The organism is Pseudarthrobacter sp. PvP004, assembly GCF_017876035.1.
In the GTDB taxonomy this organism is placed as follows: domain Bacteria; phylum Actinomycetota; class Actinomycetes; order Actinomycetales; family Micrococcaceae; genus Arthrobacter; species Arthrobacter aurescens_A.
This window is the reverse complement of record NZ_JAGINL010000001.1, coordinates 3,916,188-3,933,303: the sequence shown is the minus strand read 5'-3', so window position 1 is coordinate 3,933,303 and position 17,116 is coordinate 3,916,188. Positions and strand designations below refer to the sequence as shown.

The following is a 17,116-nucleotide window of genomic DNA, read 5'->3' as shown; positions in this document are numbered from 1 at the left end:
GAGTTGTTTGTCTGACCTGTTCCACCCTAGGGAAGGATGCTTTAGTAAGCAAGCTGACTAATTCTGAGTATTCACTGGGAAAGTTGCTTAACTATCGAATAACGATAGAATCTCATTGTTGTTCGATAAAGGAGATTCCCATGGGAAAGCTGACAATCCTCGCGCTGCGGATCGTCATCGCGATGGTGCTCGCTGGCTCGCTGTTCATTCAGCTGTGGATGGTGCCGTTATTCTCGGTCGATCTAGTAGAGGCCGGAGCTCCGGACGGTCCGCGCATTGCGCTGCTGGCCATCGTGGTCCTGGGGATTCTGTGTGTCCAGGCGGTGGCAGTCTGTGTGTGGCGGTTGCTGACAATGGTGCGTCGCGGCACCGTGTTTTCGCATGGAGCCTTCCGTTTCGTGGACATCATCTTCGGGGCCATCGCCTTTGCTGCGGTGCTGATGTTCGGTATCGCCGTGATCCTGGCTCCCGGTGAGATAGCGCCAGGCATCGTAATGCTGATCTGCGGGGCAGCGTTGATGATCGGGGGAGTGGCGTTGGTTGTGCTGGTGATGCGGACGTTGCTCGCCCAAGCCGTAGCCCGGGACGCAGAAGCGAAGCATCTCCGGTCCGAGCTGGACGAGGTGATCTGATGCCGATCATCGTGGATATCGACGTCATGCTGGCCAAGCGCAAAATGCCCGTAGGAGTGCTTGCCGAGAAAGTTGGCATCACGCCGGCCAACTTGGCTGTACTCAAGAACGGGCGAGCGAAGGCCGTGAGGTTTACAACGCTCGAAGCGCTGTGCGAGGTGCTGGAGTGTCAGCCAGGTGATCTGCTCCGGTGGGAGTCTGAGGATCGCTGGGATAGCGGAGACCCATCTGCCGGCGAGCTTCGTCCAACTGTTCCATCATCGCAACCGACTCCTCAGGAGTCATGAACGGGCTCTCCGCCAGTCCGGCCTGAAGGCAACGCGTCACCTCGCGCAGTTCGTAGCTGAATCCGTGCCCGGTCACCTCGAATCTTTCCGTTCGCGGCGTGCCGCTGCGTGGCTGGATAATGAGCTCGGCCGGGTTGAACAGGGGAGCAGAGGATCGCAGCCAACCTTCCGCCCCTCCGACCGTCACCACGCTGGGGCATTCTGCGCCGATTGACGTGATGAGCTGGGCATGCGCCCCGCCCTGGTAGCTCAGGGTGAGGGAGTTCTGCAGGTCGACCCCGTCAGGAGTCAAGACTCCGCTGGCGAGCATACTAAGGGGTTCACCGAAAACTCCGAGCGCCCACGTCAGCGGATATACGGCGAGGTCCAGCAATGCTCCTCCGCCGGCTGCCGGATCCCAGATCCGCGATGCAGGATCAAAAGCAGGTACGAAGCCGAGGTCAGCCTGGAGCCAGCGCGGCTCGCCGATCTCCCCTGACCGCAAGATCTCGACGGCGCGGCAGAAACTCGGCAGGAACCGGGTCCACACCGCCTCCATCAGAAACAGTCCACGCTCCCGCGCGAGATCAACCAGCTCGCGCGCCTGCACGGCATCCATGGCAATGGGCTTCTCGCACAGGACATGCTTCCCCGCCCTAAGCGCCGCCAGCGCCACTTCGTGATGTTGCGCGTGGGGCGTGGCGACGTAAACGACGTCGACGGCGGTATCGGCGAGCAGCCGCTCGTAGCCCGGCGCCCCTCCGGCGTCCGAATAGGCCGTGGCAAACCCGAACTTCTCGGCAAAGGCGCGGGCCGATGCCTCAGAGCGGGAGCTGACAGCCTGCAAGATGGCGTCGTCGAGGAGCGCCAGGTCCTGCACCACTCGCGCTGCAATGGAGCCGGTGGCCACCACTCCCCAGCGGATGGGGCGACCTGTCGCGACGGAAGGAGCCACGGTGCTGACGGGAGCAGGAAGCATGGAAGAGCCTTTCAGGGCATGGGAACGCTAAACGGAATCGCGGATCACGATCGAGGTAGGCATCCTGGTGACGCGTTCCGCCGGTTTGCCCTCGATCAGGTTCACCAGGGTCTCGGCCATCTTCTTGCCGAGTTCAACAATCGGGTGATGCACTGTGGTGAGGGCAGGCGTCACGGAGGTAGCAAAGGAATCGTCGTCAAAACCGACCACCGCGATGTCCTCCGGGATGCGGAGGCCACGCCCCTGGATGGCGGTATAGGCGCCGGCAGCCATCTGGTCATTCGCTGCGAAGACGGCGTCAAGGGGCACGCCTCGATCCAACAAGCGGCGCATTGCCTGGGCGCCCGATGCCAAGGTGAAGTCGCCCTCCTCCACCAAGCCCTCCCCAAGACCTGCCTCCCGCACAGCGGTCCGCCAACCGGCAAGGCGGTCGAGCCCGGGCGGCATGTCTTGCGGACCTGCAATCGTGGCAACGTTCTTTCGGCCGCTCTCGGTCAAGAGCCGGGTGACATCGTAGGCCGCTTGCTCGTTGGCCACATCCACGTAATAGCTCTCTTTGCCGCCTACCAAGGGACGTCCCGCAAACACCATGGGAAGTGATCCTGAAAGATGCGTCCAGGAGTTGTCACCACTGTGGTGTGAGACCACCAGGACGCCGTCCACGTTGCCTCCGAGCAGGAAGCTGCGGGTTTTCTCGGGCTTCGACTCCGAGGAGATCACCATGTTCAGCGTGTACTCGGTATCCGTGAGATACAGGGCGATGCCTTGAACAACAGAGGCGAAGAAGGGATCCGCGAAGACCTTGGACGTTGACTCCGGAACGATCAGCGTGACGGCATTTGCCCGTCGTTTGGCGAGCGAGCGTGCCGCGCGGTTTGGCGTGTAGTCGAGTGCAAGGATGGCCTTCCTCACGGACTGCGCCATCTCAGGGTCTACGCTCGGGCTGTCATTGACTACACGGGACACAGTGGCCCGCGAGACCCCGGCCAAGGCAGCCACCATCTCAAGGGTGGGTACCGGCCGGGGGCCGCTGGTGTCCTGCGTCATCGTCATCTCCGGAACGTAAGAAAAGTATGCCTTTGAAGGCTACTTTAGGCGTTCACAGTGGCGCTCGCCGATGCCTTGGCTGACGCAATGACCCGGGCGTATGCCAGTCCGCTGTCCTTGACCGTCCGCTCAAAGGTGTCGTAGTCCACGCGAACCACCCCGAAGCGCTTGCCGTATCCCCAGGACCATTCGAAGTTGTCCAGGAGCGACCAAACAAAGTAGCCGCGCACATCGGCGCCCTGATCGAGCGCCTCACCCACGGCTGCGATGTGGTCCAGGACGAATTGGGTCCGCTCGGCGTCGTGGACTGCACCGTCAGGACTGACGACGTCCTCGTATGCCGCACCGTTTTCCGTGATGTAGAGCGGCGGCAGCGCTGGGTATTCCTCGCCAAGGCGCACCAGAAGCATCCGAAGTCCATCCGGGTTGACCTCCCAGTTCATGGCCGTGCGTGGCAGGCCGCGGCTGGGGAAGGCGATATCTTCCGAACCGATCCAGCACGACGACGTCGGACGGGTTGCGCCGCCCGAGTGGCCGTCGCCGTGTTCAGCAGTGGGGTGTCCGCTGATGAGGTCATCGTGGTAGTGGTTGACGCCCAGGAAGTCGATGGGAGCCCCGATGATGTCCAGATCGCCGGGCTTGATGACATCCCGAATGCCGAACTGCTCAAGATCATTGAGGGTGTCCTCCGGGTAGGCGCCACGGAGGATTGGATCCAGGAAGATTCTGTTCTGCAGCGAATCGAACCGCCGGGCGGCATCGAGGTCCACAGGATCGGAGGGATCCCGCGGGATGGAGTTGCTGAGATTGAGCGTGATCCCCAGCTGTTGGGCGCCGCGACTCCGCAGCTCGTTGACCACCAAACCGTGGGCGAGGTGCTGGTGATGGATCGCCGCGACGGCTGCTTCCGGTTCCTGGCGGCCAGGGGCGTGGACGCCGGCCGCATAGCCAAGGAGTGATGAGCAGAACGGTTCGTTGAAAGTGGTCCAGTGCTGGACCCGATCACCCAGAGCCGAATAGACGTCGTTCGCGTAGTCGACGAAGCGGTAGGCGGTGTCGCGGTTGGCCCAGCCGCCCTTCTCCTCCAGCGCCTGCGGCAGGTCCCAGTGGTAAAGGGTCAACCAAGGGAGGATGCCGGCGTCGAGCAGTTCATCCACCAGCCGCGAGTAAAAGTCCAGGCCCTCCGCGTTCACGGAACGGCCGCCGGGCCGGACACGGGACCAGCTGGTAGAGAACCGGTAGGAATCCAGGCCCAGCTCCTTCATGATCCTGACGTCCTGGGGCATGCGGTGGTAGTGCTGTACCGCGTCCTTCAGCGTCTCACCGTTGGCGATGGCACCCGGAATACGGGCGAAGGCATCCCACACGGAATCTTCCTTGCCGCCTTCGTGGCTGGCACCTTCCACCTGGGCTGCGGCGGTGGCCGAACCCCAGAGGAAGCCCTCGGGCCACACCCTGTTATGAGGTGTGATCGCTGGGTGGGTTGTTGCTTCGAATGGCATTAGCCCTTCACTGCTCCTTGCATGATTCCGGATATGAGTTGGCGTCCCGCTATGACGAAGAGAGCCAACAGGGGAAGTGTTGCCATGACGGCACCGGCCAGGACGATTGAATAGTCCACGTAGCGGGCCGACTGCAGTTGGCTGAGCGCCGTCTGCAAGGTGGGGTTGCCGGCGTCGAGAACCAGCAGGGGCCACAGGAAATCAGTCCACGCCGTCATGAACGTGAACAGACCGAGGATTGCCATGGCCGGACGTGCGGCCGGGAGTGCCACATGCCAGAACGTTGAGATCATGGACGCTCCATCCATGCGTGCCGACTCGATGAGCTCGTCCGGGATCACGTCCACCAGGTACTGCCGCATGAAGAAGACACCGAACGCTGTGACCAGCGTGGGGATGACGACGGCGCCGATCTCACCTGTCCAGCCCAGCGTGCGCATCAGCATGAACAGCGGGATGATGCCGAGCTGCGTGGGGATGGCCATGGTGGCGATGACTGCCACCATCAGCCAGTTGCGGCCACGGAAGCGCAGCTTGGCGAACGCGTACCCGGCCAAGGTGGAGAACCCCACAACAGAGACGGTGATGATGCCTGAAATCAGTACGCTGTTGCCAAGTGCCAGCCAGAACGGGATGGTGTCGAAGACTTCCCCGACGTTGGTCCAGAAGTTGCCGCCCGGGAAAAGTGGCGGCCACGTTTCCCCGAGGGCCTCGTTGGAGCGGCTGCCGATGATGACGGACCACCAGAGCGGGTAGGCCGAGGCCAGGAAGAAGGCGAGCAGCAGCCCGTAGGTGAGGAAGCCAGGCCGGCGGCCGTTGCCGAAGAGTGCTTTCCGTGCGGTCAGGGACCGGGAGGTTCGCTGAGGGGCCGGTGCTTGTGGGCGGTTTTGCGTGAGGGTCATTGCCCGCTCCTCGGGGTTGAGTCTGGTGCGGCGGCCGGTGCCCCTGCCGCTTGGGCGGCGAGGCCGGCGTCGTCAGCTTTTGCGCTCGCTGCCAAAGCGCGCTTCCGACGGCGGCGGCTGGCCGCCCCGCGATCGTCGCCATTGGTGGCGATACGGCGTGAGATCAGCCAGTTCACGATGCCGAAAAGCAGGATGATCAGGAACAGGAGCCAAGCGATAGTGGAGGCTTTGCCGAAGTTCTGCCGCTGGAAGGCCATTTCCCACAGGTAAAGCACGGTGGTCTGGAACTGCCGTGCCGTTCCGCCTGCGGCCACGGGATCGAAGAGCCGGGGCTCAGTGAAGATCTGCAGCCCGCCGATGGTCGCCGTGACAATGACGAACACCATGGTGGGCCGGATGCTCGGGAGGGTGATGCTGAAGAAGCGGCGGACCGAGCCAGCGCCGTCGATCGCTGCGGACTCGTAAATATCGCGCGGCACCGACTGCATTGCCGCCAGGAGGATCAACGCGTTGTAGCCAGTCCAGCGCCAGTTCACCATGGTGGCGATGGCGATGTGGCTGGGAAGAGTGTCGTTCTTCCACATGATGGGGTCGATGCCGAAGCTCGACAGGATGTTGTTGATGAGCCCGTACTGCTCCCCGAACATGTTGGTGAAGATCATGGCCACAGCCACGGGAGTCACGACGTAGGGGAGCAGGATGCTCATGCGCCAAAAGGTCTTGGCGCGGAGGTTCTGATCCAGGACCGCGGCAATGATGGTAGCCATGATCAGCTGGGGGATGGTGGAGATCAGGAAGATGCTGACGGTGTTGAACAAGGAGTTCCAGAAGAACCTGTCCTGCAGCACCTCCGCGAAGTTTTGGAATCCTACAAACTCTCCTTGGCCTTTGAGCAGGTGCCAGTCGAAGAGGGAGACGAAGAACGTGTAGCCCAGGGGAAAGAGGCCCACCAAGGCAAACAGGATGAAAAACGGGGCGATATAGAAGTAGGGGGACGCCTTCATATCAAAGACGCTCAAACGTTGGCGGAAGGTCGGTTTCGGTTTACCGGCAGCCGTTCTGCCGGCTGCCGGGCGATTCAATGTGGTGGTCATGGACGGGTCTCAGACTCTGTGAGGGGGCCTCCGGTTTCCCGGAGGCCCCACGGCCGGGTGCTGCTAGTTGTTGACCACGAGGTCGTTGAGGAGCTTGACGGCTTCGTTCCAAGCCTGATCGGCCGTGCCCTTGCCCGAGTCGAGCATCTTGAGGGCGGGACCAAACACGTTCTCCTGGATCACAGAGTCATCCGGACCCTTGAACTGGGCGATGACACCCTCGGCGCGGGACTCAAAGATTGCGCCGTAGGGAGCGTTGTTGAACAGTTCGTTCGGCTTGGCTGCTTCCACGATCTTTGCCTGGGCTTCCAAGGTGCTGGGGAAGTTGTTCGCTGCCGCGGACTGCTTGATCTGCTGCTCCGGTGCGGTCAGCCATGCTGCCAGCTTGGCTGCTTCAGCAGGGTGCTTGGAGCTCTTGGGAACCGAGAGGAAGGCACCGCCCCAGTTGGAGGCGCCGCCCGGGAACACGTCAGCTACATCCCAGCCGCTTGCTGCCCCGCCGCCGGCGGACTCGAGCTGGCCCTTAATGGTGCCGAGCATCCACGCCGGGCATACGTGTGTTGCAAAGGAACCGTCCACGAAGGCCTTGCCGTTACCCCAGTCGAACTGGGTTTGGTTGGAGGACAGGCCATCGGCGGTGCCTGCAGCGAGCATGTCGAACTTTGCCCGCATCTCCTTGTTGCCCTCGACGTTCAGCTTGCCGTCTTTCGTGTAGTAACCCTCGTCCATCTGGTTGACCATGGAGTTCCAGACGAAGCCGGACTGGTCATACCAGGCCTTGCCGGTGGCCTCTTTGTACTGGCGGCCCAGCTTGAAGTACGTATCCCAGCTGGCGTCCTTGCCGCCGAAGAGCTCGGCCACCTTTTCGCGGTCGCTCGGTAGGCCGGCCGCTTCGAACAGCTTGCCGTTGAAGCACAATGCCTGCGGTCCGATGTCCGTGCCATAGCCGATCACGCGCCCGTTGGGGTCAGTGCCCTGCTTGTACTTCCAGTCCACCCAGTTGCCTTTGATGTCCTCGGCGCCGTGTTCCTTGAGGTCAACGAACTGGTCCGAAACCTCCATGATGGAGCCGAGCCAGCCTTCCTCGATGGCGGTGACGTCGCTCAGGCCAGAGCCGGCGGCGAGCTTGGTGAACGCATCGGTCCTGGCGTTGGAACCGCGGTCGATGTTGGTGGCCTCAATCGTGACGCCGGGGTTCTGCTTCTCATATTCGGCATACAGGTCGTCGTATCCGAAAGTGCCGAACGTCGTCACAGTCAGTGTGACGGGGTTGTCGGCGCTCGCCGCTTTGTCGCCTCCGCCGCTGCAGCCTGCCGCCACGAGGGCAAGAGAGGCTACGCCGGCCAGGGCAGTGAATTTCCTTAGTCGCGAAAACTCCACGATCACTCCTTTGTGTGTTCGAGCGACCGTACGCCAAGGGCGAGAGAGCGCTCTCTGAGATGTGGGTCCAATGTATGTGCTGCAAGTCACGTACGTCAAGAGAGCGCTCTCTGACGATTACTCTGTGTCTCTAAAAGACCACTCGCGCCGAGGGGTTAGCTCTCGGGGTTATTGGGGGCCCTTTCTGCCGAAAGCTAACCCCTCGACGAGCCGATATCCCACGCACCTCGGCCCCCCTTTCTGCTGCAGGGTCTGTTGCCACTGGTGTTAGCGTTCGAGGGTGCATTCTGTTGAATACGGGGCGGGGACCCCAATTCTGATCATCCACGGGTTCTGCGTTGCTAGAGCGGCGCGCGGCGTTCATGGAGGAAGTGGGAGTGTGACGTTGGATAGTAGGCTGGGCTGAACCACGTGGGGGCGCCGGTTCCTCTCGAACGTCGAAGGAATCGTCGAATGAAATTCTCCATGTCCAGCTGCTCAAGCCTCCCGAAAACTTCAGCCAAACCGCCGACACGAGGGTTCGCCGGCGCTAAAACGGCCGCTGTCCTACTCGCCACCATGCTTCTCGCCGCGTCTGGTGCAACGGCGGCCACCGCCTCCGAAGAATCGCCCATAGTCCAAAACGACCACGCGATGGGATCGACCATTCGTGGTCATGAAAGCGCAGGCCAATTGTTCTCCATTCAGGCCACAGATTCCGCTTCTTCATTACCGGGTGTGCCGGGCATGGATGTCAGTAGCCACCAAGGGGTGGTGGACTGGACCAAGGCTGCAGCAAACGGGGCCAAGTTCGCGTACGTCAAAGCCAGCGAGGGGACCGAATACAGCAATCCGTACTTCGCTGACCAATATGCCGGAGCTGCTTCAGCCGGGATGCTGCGCGGCGCCTACCATTTCGCGCTTCCCAACGCGTCTTCCGGTGCCGCTCAAGCCAGCTACTTCCTCCAGAGCGGTGCAGCCTGGACGCCGGATGGAAAAACACTGCCTGCCCTGCTGGACCTCGAATACAACCCTTACGGCAGCACTTGCTACGGAATGACCCCTGGAGAGATGGTGTCGTGGGTCTCCGATTTCGCCACCACCATCCTGTCGCGAACCGGCCGCCTTCCTGCCATCTACACCACCACGGACTGGTGGAATACCTGCACGGGTAGGGCCAATGGCTTCGGAAACCACCCTCTGCACATCGCCAAGTGGGAGTCGACACCCGGGGCGCTGCCAGCTGGCTGGAATGCCTACACCTTGTGGCAGTACTCCGATTCCGGCGTGTTCCCGGGCGATCAGAATGTTTTCAACGGCACAGCCGAGCAGTTGTCGGCCTTCGCCAGCAACCCCGGCCCCATTTTCTCCGACATATCCGGCGGGCAGTTCACCACCGAAGTCAATTGGCTCGGGTCCCGCGGCATTTCAACAGGATGGACCGAGGCCAACGGGGCCAGGACCTACCGACCCTTGGCCCCCGTAGCCCGTGACGCCATGGCCGCCTTCATGTACCGGCTGGCAGGCTCACCCGCCTTCACAGCCCCCGCCAAGTCGCCCTTTACGGACGTTGCCACGACCAATCCGTTCTACAAACAGATCACCTGGCTTGCCAGCAAGGGCATCAGTACCGGGTGGATCGGGGCCAATGGGACCAAGACCTACAGGCCCTTTGAACCGGTGGCCCGTGACGCCATGGCCGCATTTATGTACAGGCTGGCCGGTTCGCCGGAGTTCAATGCCCCCGCGGAGTCGCCGTTTACGGACGTTGCCACGACCAACCCGTTCTACAAACAGATCACGTGGCTCGCGAGCAGCGGCATCAGTTCCGGATGGACCGAAGCCGATGGGACCAAGACGTACAGGCCCTTTGAGCCAGTGGCCCGCGATGCCATGGCCGCGTTCATGAGCCGTTTCGACACCAAGTTCGGGGACCAGTAGGGGCTGCTCGCGGCTTAACGCCGCATCCGAATTGTCCGGAAGGAAGCCTTACTTCCCCTTCTTCCCGCCCCTCTTCGCCGCAGCGTTCATCGCCGACTTCACCGCTGGCGGCAGCCCCGCCGTCTCGGTTTCCGGTTCGGCGACGGTCCCGCGCCAGTGGGCCAGCCCCTTCATGCCGTGGTAGATCACCAGGGCAGCAGCGGACCCGAGCGCAATGCCCGTGAACTTCAGCTCGCCAAGGGTCCAGGTGTAGTCCGCGATGCCGATAATCAGGGCAACAGCAGCCGTGGTCAGGTTTATGGGGTTGGAGAAGTTGACCTTGTTCTGCACCCAGATCTTCACGCCGAGAACGCCGATCATGCCGTACAGCATGGTCGCGGCGCCGCCCAGGACACCGGCCGGGACAGTGGCGATCAGTTCGCCGAATTTCGGGGAGAAGCTCAGCAGGATGGCGAAGATGCCAGCGACCCAGTAGGCCGCCGTCGAGTAGACCTTGGTGGCGGCCATGACGCCGATGTTCTCTGCGTATGTCGTGGTACCGGAACCGCCGCCGAAACCGGCAAGTACCGTCGCGGCGCCGTCGGCCATCAGCGCGCGGCCGGAGACGCCGTCGAGGTTTTGGCCGGTCATTGCGGCCACCGACTTCACATGCCCCACGTTTTCAGCCACGAGCACCAGCACCACGGGGACGAACAGCCCCACCACGCCAAGGTGGAATTCGGGCGTCTGGAACAGCGGCAGGCCAACCCACGCGGCTGCGTCCATCTTTTCGTAGGACACCTCACCGCGCATCATCGCCACGAGGTACCCCACCACAACACCCACCAGAATGCTCAGGCGCCCCAGGATCCCTCTGAAGAGAACAGAAACCAGGATGATCGTCACCAGAGTGATCAGCGCGGTCACGGGTGCGGCGTCGAAGTTCGCTTTCGCGGCCGGCGCGAGGTTCAGGCCGATCAGCGCCACAATGGCACCGGTGACGATCGGCGGCATGAGCCGGTTGATCCATTCGGCGCCAAACTTTTGGACCACCGCACCAATAAGCGCCAGTACGACGCCGGCAAGCACCACGCCGCCCAAGGCGCCGCTAACGCCGTACTGCTGCTGGGACGCCATGATCGGGGCGATGAACGCGAAGCTCGAACCGAGGTAGCTGGGCACCCGGCCCTTGGTGATCACGAGGAACAGTAGCGTTCCGATGCCCGAGAAGAGCAGGGTGGTGGCCGGCGGCATGCCGGTGATGATGGGGACCAGGAAAGTGGCGCCGAACATGGCCACCACGTGCTGCATGCCAATGCCGATGGTCAGGGGCCACGCAAGCCGCTCGTCGGGAGCCACCACGTGGCCGGGGCGAATGGACTTGCCGTTGCCGTGGAGCTTCCATTTGATGCCGAGCATGCTCATGGCGGGGCCTTCCTCAGAAGAGTATTGGGATTCGGTGCAACATTACCGCCAAATGCCCACCCACATGCGGCGCTTTAGCGGGGAACCAGCCTGAACAGGAACTTGGTTTTCACCATCACCCAAAGTATGGTGAGCAAGGCGATATACACGCCGGTGTTCAGCCAGAGGTTCCCGTCCCGCAGCACAGGGATGTTGGCGATGGCCACAATGAAGAACACGTGCATGATGAACACGTACAACGTGGCTTGGCCCAGGGGTATGAAGAACCAGCCAACGGCGCGTGACAACGGCTTCCAAAAGGCACTTAGCAATGCGTACAAGGCGATGGTGATGAGGAAGACGTTGAGCACCCGCCCCGGCCCAAGGTAGGTCCGGCTGAAGAAGGTGTCATAGACAAACCGGAACGTCGTTTCAGGGATAAGCGCGAGCCGGAAGTCCAGTTGGTTGGTCAGATACGGGCCGCTCCAAGAGAAGACGGCACAGGCAGCCGCCAGGAAAATGCACACCCCAAGCAGCCAACGCCGACGCCGATCGGCAAACCACTCGATGATGTGATGTCGATAGAACCCGGCGGTCATTCCCACAACGAACAGGAGCTGCCACACGAGAAGCGGGAAGGAATCCTCGAACTGCGAGGGCAGCAGGCGGAAACGGAAGATCGACCCCGCGATGTAAAGGCCGACGCTGAGCGTGAGGACCAGCCAGGTAAACCCGCGGGAAAGCGCAACGAGGATTAGCGGGCTGATGAGCAAGAGGACGACGTAGAGACCCATGATGTTGAACTGCCACGGCCCAACTTGCAGCAACAGGAGAGCCGGGATGAGCCCCTGCGGGACGGGGAACTGCAGCAGCCCCTCCATGCCTGCGTAGAGGTCATACGTAGTTCCCGCCGCCGCGCGCCCCGCCCCGCCGGTTCCTTGATCCGTGAACGTGGTGACTGCTGCGGCGTTGATGAAGGGCAGCAGGCTCAGGCCGTAGACGATCAGGACCACGGCGAGGGCTGTGAAATACAGCTTCCAGGCACGCTTGGTGGTCCCGTCCACCACGTCCCCGAGTTCGGTGGCAATCCGGGGACCATAGACCATGCCCAGGACCACCCCGGAGAGCATGACGAAGAGCTCCGCCCCCGAGACCACCCCCAGGGTCTCTTGGCTGAGTAACTGGAAGACGGAGTTGATGCCAACGTGGTTAACCACCACAAACACGATGGCCAGGCCCCGGAGCATGTCGATCCGCGCATCACGTTTACCCGTGCCGGTGTAGGACCATTTGCTGGCGAAAGCCCGTGAGGACAAGAACCACAACGCCGCCACAGCTACCAGCACTGATCCGGCAGAAGCCCATGCCGCCCAGCCTTGGATGACCGTCCCCGTCTTCGGCTGTGGTGCCTCAATGCCGGGCACGTTGTCCAGGCCCTTCTCGGTGACCGGTCCAATGGTGAGGCCTGAGGTGTCCAACGAGGTTCGGAAGGGGTTGGCCAGCGAGGGTTCGGCGGTAGCCCTCCAATCGATGGGCACCCGGCCAGGATCGCGCACTTCTGTGGTTTCGTTCCAGACCACTGCCCGGACGGACCCATTCCCGGGCTCCGCAACTGAGGCGAAAACCTGGTGCCACCACGTTTCCTTAACATCCAGCTCAGCGGCGCCACCGGCCCCGGGCGAGAAAAAGGCTCCGGTTTCAACCAGAAGAGGCTTGGTCCGGGCTTGCACGTAAGTGCTGTAGAAATTGTCGGTTCCGTCCCCACCACTTGACGCGTGCAGGGCTTCATTGAACTCGCCCGCGGCGGGCAGGGTATTACTGGCCGCGCCGGCGCCCGTTGTGTCGTGGTAAACGGACAGGCCAACCCAGTCCACCACGTCATCGCCCGGGTAATAGGGCTCGAAGGCGGAATCGTCCTGGTCCCAGATGCCGTTCCCGCTGGTGTCCAGCGATGCCAAGGGCACACCCTTGGGAGGGGTGGACGTCGCTACCTGAAAGGGGTAATCCTTCTCTGCGGTCGGAGACCACACCATCACGGGATCCGGCAGGGTGGCCCGGAGTGCTGCGGCTACGTTGTCGAAAGCAGCTCGATAAGCTTCCGGTTCTTGACCCCAGCTGACCCACGGGGCGTTCATTTCCGGTGCGAAGCGGACCAGGACCTTCCCCCGGAAGCCGGCTGCCGCCGTCGTGATTTGACGCGCAAAAGCGGACGCAACGTCCTGGTTGATGTCCTTAAGCGGGATCCCGGGGCGGACCGTGAGCAACGCATGCGAGCCTTGCTCGGCGATCTGGGAGAAGTAGCCCTTCAGGTATTCGCGGCCGCCTTCGTCCACGGGCAAGGACACGTTTTGGCCGTAGAGTGCCGCGGGCGCCCCGAGCCGCTGGGCGTAATCTGCTGCCGAATCCGTGTCCCAGTCCAACAAGGCACCAAAGAACCGCGTTCCGGGATCCTCGACGCCGGGCTGTTGAACGGAGCCCCAGGCCTGCGCGCTTGGCATCAGGAACATCGCCAGAAGCATGGCAAGAACAGCCAGCGCCCGCTGACGGGCCGCTAGGGGAAAGGTAGGCATCAGGCCCCTTCTGGTGTCGTCATTCCCACGGCTGAACCTCCCCAAAGCGGCGGCAGCTCGTATGCATGATGCTACCGACTTTTGTGCTGTGCCCAACGTCACGGACCGTCACGGGAAGAGGACAACGGAAGTTGAAGTTGCAACCATGGAAAGCAGAAGTGCCCGGCCGGCTCAGGGGCCAGGGCCCAGCGAAAGGTTCACGAAATGACGATCGCCCACGAAGAAGCAGTCATTGACGCCGCAGCAGTCGACGCCATTTTTGCCGAAGCCCGTACCGCCAACAGCTTCGCCGGTGAGGTCACCGACGAGCAGGCCCGCGCCATCTACGAGCTCACCAAGTTCGGCCCCACTGCCTTCAACTCCCAGCCGCTCCGCGTGACCTACGTCCGCTCGGACGATGCCCGAGCCAAGCTGGTAGATGCCCTCTCGCGCGGCAACCAGGCGAAGACAGCCTCCGCGCCGCTGGTCGCCATCCTGTCCTATGACACCGACTGGCAGGGCCAGTGGGACAAGTTCCTGCCCGCCTACGGCGCGCCTAAGGCAATGTACGACGCCGACCCCGCTTTAGCCGCTGCTACTGGCAACAACAACGCACACTTGCAGGCCGGCTACTTCATCCTCGCCGTGCGCTCGCTCGGTTTCGCTGCCGGCCCGATGACCGGCGCCGACTTCGCCGCCATCGACGCCGAATTCTTCCCGGCCGGCGACCAGAAGAGCTTCTTGGTGGTCAACATCGGCCAGCCCGGCCCGGACGCCTGGGGCGAAGCCAAGCCGAAGTTCGCTTACGACGACGTTGTTCGCACCGTCTAGCGTTTCCCGACAAAAACGCCCGCTCACGTTCCGGTGAGCGGGCGTTTTTTGCATTGCCGGCACCCTGGACGCTCTCTCACATCCCTCGGGCTTTGGGCCATCGCTCTCTCACATCCCTCGGGCTTTGGGGCCAATCATGACCGGTAGGTGAGAGAGGGATTCGGTTATAGGCGCGGGATGTGAGAGAGCGTCGGCCTTTAAGGGCTGGGATGTGAGAGAGGGATGGGTGCTGGTGGCAAACTATTGCCTATGCGGAACCTCATCTGGGTGGCGTTCACGGAGCCCGTCTCGCCGGGGCTGGTCTTTCCGCGCAGCGACTGGCCGCTCCACATCACGCTGTTAAGGTTCGACGTCGGCGCGAACGTGAGTGCCGACGTCGCCGATGTCCTTGCGGACCAGGCCGAAGCGCCGGTCAAGGGTGCGCTTGGTACCCGGCTGAGAGTGGGCGAAGAGGCGGGCTTTGGGCATATGGGGTCCATCCCGGTGAGCCTGATCGAGCACAACCCGCTGCTTCAGGGGTTGCATGAAGAGATCGTGGACGCCGTGAACAGCATCGGCGGGAGGATAGCTACGCCGAACTATGTGATGGACCGCTACCGGCCGCACATCTCGCACCACGACGGCAAGAGACCAAAGTCCGGAGACGCCGTCGTGCTTGACCAAGTAGCCCTGGTGGACATGGCTCCCGAAGGCGACCACACCATCCGGCGCATCCTCAGGCTCTGGACTCAGGACACCGAAACCGGCTGAAGACACGGCAACGGGCTGAAGACACCCATATCCAAGCGTCCTCAGCCCGTCTCAGGGCCCTTAGCGAATATGTGCGTCGCCAACGGCCGAAGCCATCGCGGCACGAAGGTCACCCACAAGCACTACGCGATAACGCCGTCTACCAGTGCCTTGGCTTCTTTCTGCACCTGCGCCAAGTGGTCCGCGCCCTTGAAGGACTCGGCGTAGATCTTGTAGACGTCCTCGGTGCCGGAAGGGCGGGCTGCGAACCAGGCATTCTCGGTGACAACCTTCAAGCCGCCGATCGGAGCGCCGTTGCCGGGAGCCTCAGTGAGCTTCGCAGTGATCTCTTCGCCGGCAAGGGAAGTGGCGGTGACATCGGCAGCGGAGAGTTTGCCCAGCTTGGACTTCTGCTCACGGGTAGCGGCGGCGTCGATGCGTGCGTAAACGGGGGAACCGAACTGGTCGGTCAGGCCCTTGTAGAGCTGTGAAGGAGAGGACCCCGTGACGGCCGTGATCTCGGACGCCAGCAGTGCCAGCAGGATGCCGTCCTTGTCCGTGGTCCACACACTGCCGTCGAGCTTGTTGAAGGATGCGCCGGCAGACTCTTCGCCACCGAACGCACCCTCGCCGGACAGCAGGCCGGGAACGAACCACTTGAAGCCAACAGGAACCTCAACCAGTTTGCGCCCAAGTCCGGCAGCAACGCGGTCGATGATCGAGGACGAAACCAGCGTCTTGCCCACCACGGATTCCGGATTCCAGCCACTGCGGTTCCGGTACAGGTAGTCAATGGCGACAGCGAGGTAGTGGTTCGGGTTCATGAGCCCGCCATCGGGGGTGACAATGCCGTGGCGGTCGGCGTCGGCATCGTTACCGGTGGCGACGTCGTAAGCGGCGGTGCCATCGGCACCTGCGGCCATCCGCTTGATCAGTGACGCCATGGCCGACGGCGACGAGCAATCCATGCGGATCTTCTCGTCCCAGTCGAGGGTCATGAACGCCCACTGCGGATCAACGGTGGGGTTGACCACCGTGAGGTTTAGTTGGTGGCGTTCGCCGATTTCGCCCCAGTAGTCCACGGAGGCGCCGCCCATGGGATCTGCTCCGATGCGGACGCCGGCGTTCCGGATGGCGTCAAGGTTCAGCACGGAAGGGAGGTCGTCAACATAGCTGCTGAGGAAGTCGAACTTGCCGGTGGTGTCAGCGGCCAAGGCGTCGTTCAGGGGCATGCGCTTGACGCCGCGCAGGCCGTTCTCAAGCAGCTGGTTGGCGCGATCGGCGATCCAGCCGGTGGCGTCGGTGTCGGCCGGGCCGCCGTGCGGAGGGTTGTACTTGAAGCCTCCATCGCCTGGCGGGTTATGGCTGGGGGTGACCACGATGCCGTCAGCCTGGGGAGTGCCTGGCGCAGCTTCGCGGTTGTACTTGAGGATCGCGTGGCTCAGTGCAGGCGTCGGGGTATAGCCGTGGCGGGCGTCCACCAGGACGGTCACACCATTGGCGGCCAGTACCTCCAACGCGGAGTTCTGTGCCGGCTCGCTCAGGGCATGGGTGTCGCGGCCGATGAACAACGGCCCGGTGATGCCCTGGCGGCCGCGATATTCAACGATTGCCTGCGTGATTGCGAGGATGTGCGGCTCGTTGAAGGACGCCTTCAAACTGGATCCGCGGTGTCCCGACGTTCCAAACGCCACGCGCTGCGCAGGGTCGCCCAAATCCGGAGTGACGTCGAAATACGCGTCCAGCAGGGCTGTGATGTCAACAAGGTCCTGGGGAAGGGCAACTGTGCCCGCTCGGCTAGCCATGGGGTCCAGCATGCCAGACCGCGGCGCAAGCCGGAACGAAATGTCCGTGATGCGGCCCCTGTGACGCCGAATGGCAGGATAGCGATCGCAAAAGGCT

13 protein-coding genes and 1 pseudogene are annotated in these 17,116 nt (G+C 62.6%); 5 read left to right on the top strand and 9 right to left on the bottom strand.

The window, feature by feature from the left end; all coding sequences use genetic code 11:
* The first annotated feature begins 140 nt into the window (after positions 1-140).
* Positions 141-632, top strand: coding sequence for a DUF2975 domain-containing protein (locus J3A64_RS17835; RefSeq protein WP_210065181.1), 492 nt, complete (start codon positions 141-143; stop codon positions 630-632).
* A complete protein-coding gene (locus J3A64_RS17830; RefSeq protein WP_071162400.1) occupies positions 632-919 on the top strand; it encodes a helix-turn-helix transcriptional regulator in 288 nt (95 codons plus the stop codon). Before J3A64_RS17835 ends, J3A64_RS17830 begins: the two co-directional genes overlap by 1 nt.
* 217 nt (positions 920-1,136) lie before the next feature.
* On the opposite strand, the pseudogene J3A64_RS24145 reads toward J3A64_RS17830, so the two are convergent.
* The 6 genes and pseudogenes from J3A64_RS24145 to J3A64_RS17800 all read right to left on the bottom strand — a co-directional run.
* Positions 1,137-1,877: pseudogene (locus J3A64_RS24145) on the bottom strand (Gfo/Idh/MocA family protein); the annotation flags it as partial.
* 27 nt (positions 1,878-1,904) lie between these two features.
* Positions 1,905-2,924: a LacI family DNA-binding transcriptional regulator gene (locus tag J3A64_RS17820; protein ID WP_014920332.1), complete on the bottom strand. Its 1,020-nt coding sequence runs from the start codon at positions 2,922-2,924 to the stop codon at positions 1,905-1,907.
* 44 nt (positions 2,925-2,968) lie between these two features.
* Positions 2,969-4,426: a GH1 family beta-glucosidase gene (locus tag J3A64_RS17815; RefSeq protein WP_210065179.1), complete on the bottom strand. Its 1,458-nt coding sequence runs from the start codon at positions 4,424-4,426 to the stop codon at positions 2,969-2,971.
* Positions 4,426-5,328 carry a carbohydrate ABC transporter permease gene (locus tag J3A64_RS17810; RefSeq protein ID WP_210065177.1) on the bottom strand — a complete coding sequence of 301 codons (903 nt, stop codon included), beginning with the start codon at positions 5,326-5,328 and terminating at the stop codon, positions 4,426-4,428. Before J3A64_RS17810 ends, J3A64_RS17815 begins: the two co-directional genes overlap by 1 nt.
* The gene (locus tag J3A64_RS17805; RefSeq protein WP_210065176.1) at positions 5,325-6,422 is read right to left on the bottom strand and encodes a carbohydrate ABC transporter permease; all 1,098 of its coding nucleotides are present in this window, start codon (positions 6,420-6,422) and stop codon (positions 5,325-5,327) included. Before J3A64_RS17805 ends, J3A64_RS17810 begins: the two co-directional genes overlap by 4 nt.
* A gap of 63 nt (positions 6,423-6,485) precedes the next feature.
* Positions 6,486-7,802, bottom strand: a complete 1,317-nt coding sequence (locus J3A64_RS17800; RefSeq protein WP_011772866.1) for an ABC transporter substrate-binding protein — start codon at positions 7,800-7,802, stop codon at positions 6,486-6,488.
* Positions 7,803-8,255: 453 nt separating this feature from the next.
* On the opposite strand from J3A64_RS17800, the gene J3A64_RS17795 reads away from it, so the two are divergent.
* A complete protein-coding gene (locus J3A64_RS17795) occupies positions 8,256-9,722 on the top strand; it encodes a GH25 family lysozyme (protein ID WP_210065174.1) in 1,467 nt (488 codons plus the stop codon).
* Positions 9,723-9,770: 48 nt separating this feature from the next.
* Here the strand turns inward: J3A64_RS17795 and J3A64_RS17790 are convergent, their stop codons facing one another.
* Together J3A64_RS17790 and opgC are read right to left on the bottom strand one after the other, a co-directional pair.
* Positions 9,771-11,126 carry a uracil-xanthine permease family protein gene (locus J3A64_RS17790; RefSeq protein WP_210065172.1) on the bottom strand — a complete coding sequence of 452 codons (1,356 nt, stop codon included), beginning with the start codon at positions 11,124-11,126 and terminating at the stop codon, positions 9,771-9,773.
* 74 nt (positions 11,127-11,200) lie between these two features.
* Positions 11,201-13,675: an OpgC domain-containing protein gene (opgC, locus tag J3A64_RS17785; RefSeq protein WP_210065170.1), complete on the bottom strand. Its 2,475-nt coding sequence runs from the start codon at positions 13,673-13,675 to the stop codon at positions 11,201-11,203.
* Positions 13,676-13,879: 204 nt separating this feature from the next.
* On the opposite strand from opgC, the gene J3A64_RS17780 reads away from it, so the two are divergent.
* Positions 13,880-14,485, top strand: a complete 606-nt coding sequence (locus J3A64_RS17780; RefSeq protein WP_014920340.1) for a malonic semialdehyde reductase — start codon at positions 13,880-13,882, stop codon at positions 14,483-14,485.
* Between the two features lie 249 nt (positions 14,486-14,734).
* Positions 14,735-15,235 (top strand): 2'-5' RNA ligase family protein, encoded by a 501-nt coding sequence (locus J3A64_RS17775; RefSeq protein WP_210065169.1) that lies wholly within the window; start codon positions 14,735-14,737, stop codon positions 15,233-15,235.
* 122 nt (positions 15,236-15,357) lie between these two features.
* On the opposite strand, the gene pgm is transcribed toward J3A64_RS17775, so the two are convergent.
* Positions 15,358-17,019, bottom strand: coding sequence for a phosphoglucomutase (alpha-D-glucose-1,6-bisphosphate-dependent) (pgm, locus tag J3A64_RS17770; protein ID WP_238324454.1), 1,662 nt, complete (start codon positions 17,017-17,019; stop codon positions 15,358-15,360).
* Positions 17,020-17,116 lie beyond the last annotated feature (97 nt).

Coding starts and splice junctions, on each gene's coding strand:
- J3A64_RS17815 (WP_210065179.1), bottom strand. CDS start 4,426: ATGCCATTCGAAGCAACAACCCACCCAGCGATCACACCTCATAACAGG.
- J3A64_RS17830 (WP_071162400.1), top strand. CDS start 632: ATGCCGATCATCGTGGATATCGACGTCATGCTGGCCAAGCGCAAAATG.
- J3A64_RS17775 (WP_210065169.1), top strand. CDS start 14,735: ATGCGGAACCTCATCTGGGTGGCGTTCACGGAGCCCGTCTCGCCGGGG.
- J3A64_RS17810 (WP_210065177.1), bottom strand. CDS start 5,328: ATGACCCTCACGCAAAACCGCCCACAAGCACCGGCCCCTCAGCGAACC.
- J3A64_RS17795 (WP_210065174.1), top strand. CDS start 8,256: ATGAAATTCTCCATGTCCAGCTGCTCAAGCCTCCCGAAAACTTCAGCC.
- opgC (WP_210065170.1), bottom strand. CDS start 13,675: ATGCCTACCTTTCCCCTAGCGGCCCGTCAGCGGGCGCTGGCTGTTCTT.
- J3A64_RS17780 (WP_014920340.1), top strand. CDS start 13,880: ATGACGATCGCCCACGAAGAAGCAGTCATTGACGCCGCAGCAGTCGAC.
- J3A64_RS17805 (WP_210065176.1), bottom strand. CDS start 6,422: ATGACCACCACATTGAATCGCCCGGCAGCCGGCAGAACGGCTGCCGGT.
- J3A64_RS17820 (WP_014920332.1), bottom strand. CDS start 2,924: ATGACGCAGGACACCAGCGGCCCCCGGCCGGTACCCACCCTTGAGATG.
- J3A64_RS17790 (WP_210065172.1), bottom strand. CDS start 11,126: ATGAGCATGCTCGGCATCAAATGGAAGCTCCACGGCAACGGCAAGTCC.
- J3A64_RS17835 (WP_210065181.1), top strand. CDS start 141: ATGGGAAAGCTGACAATCCTCGCGCTGCGGATCGTCATCGCGATGGTG.
- pgm (WP_238324454.1), bottom strand. CDS start 17,019: ATGGCTAGCCGAGCGGGCACAGTTGCCCTTCCCCAGGACCTTGTTGAC.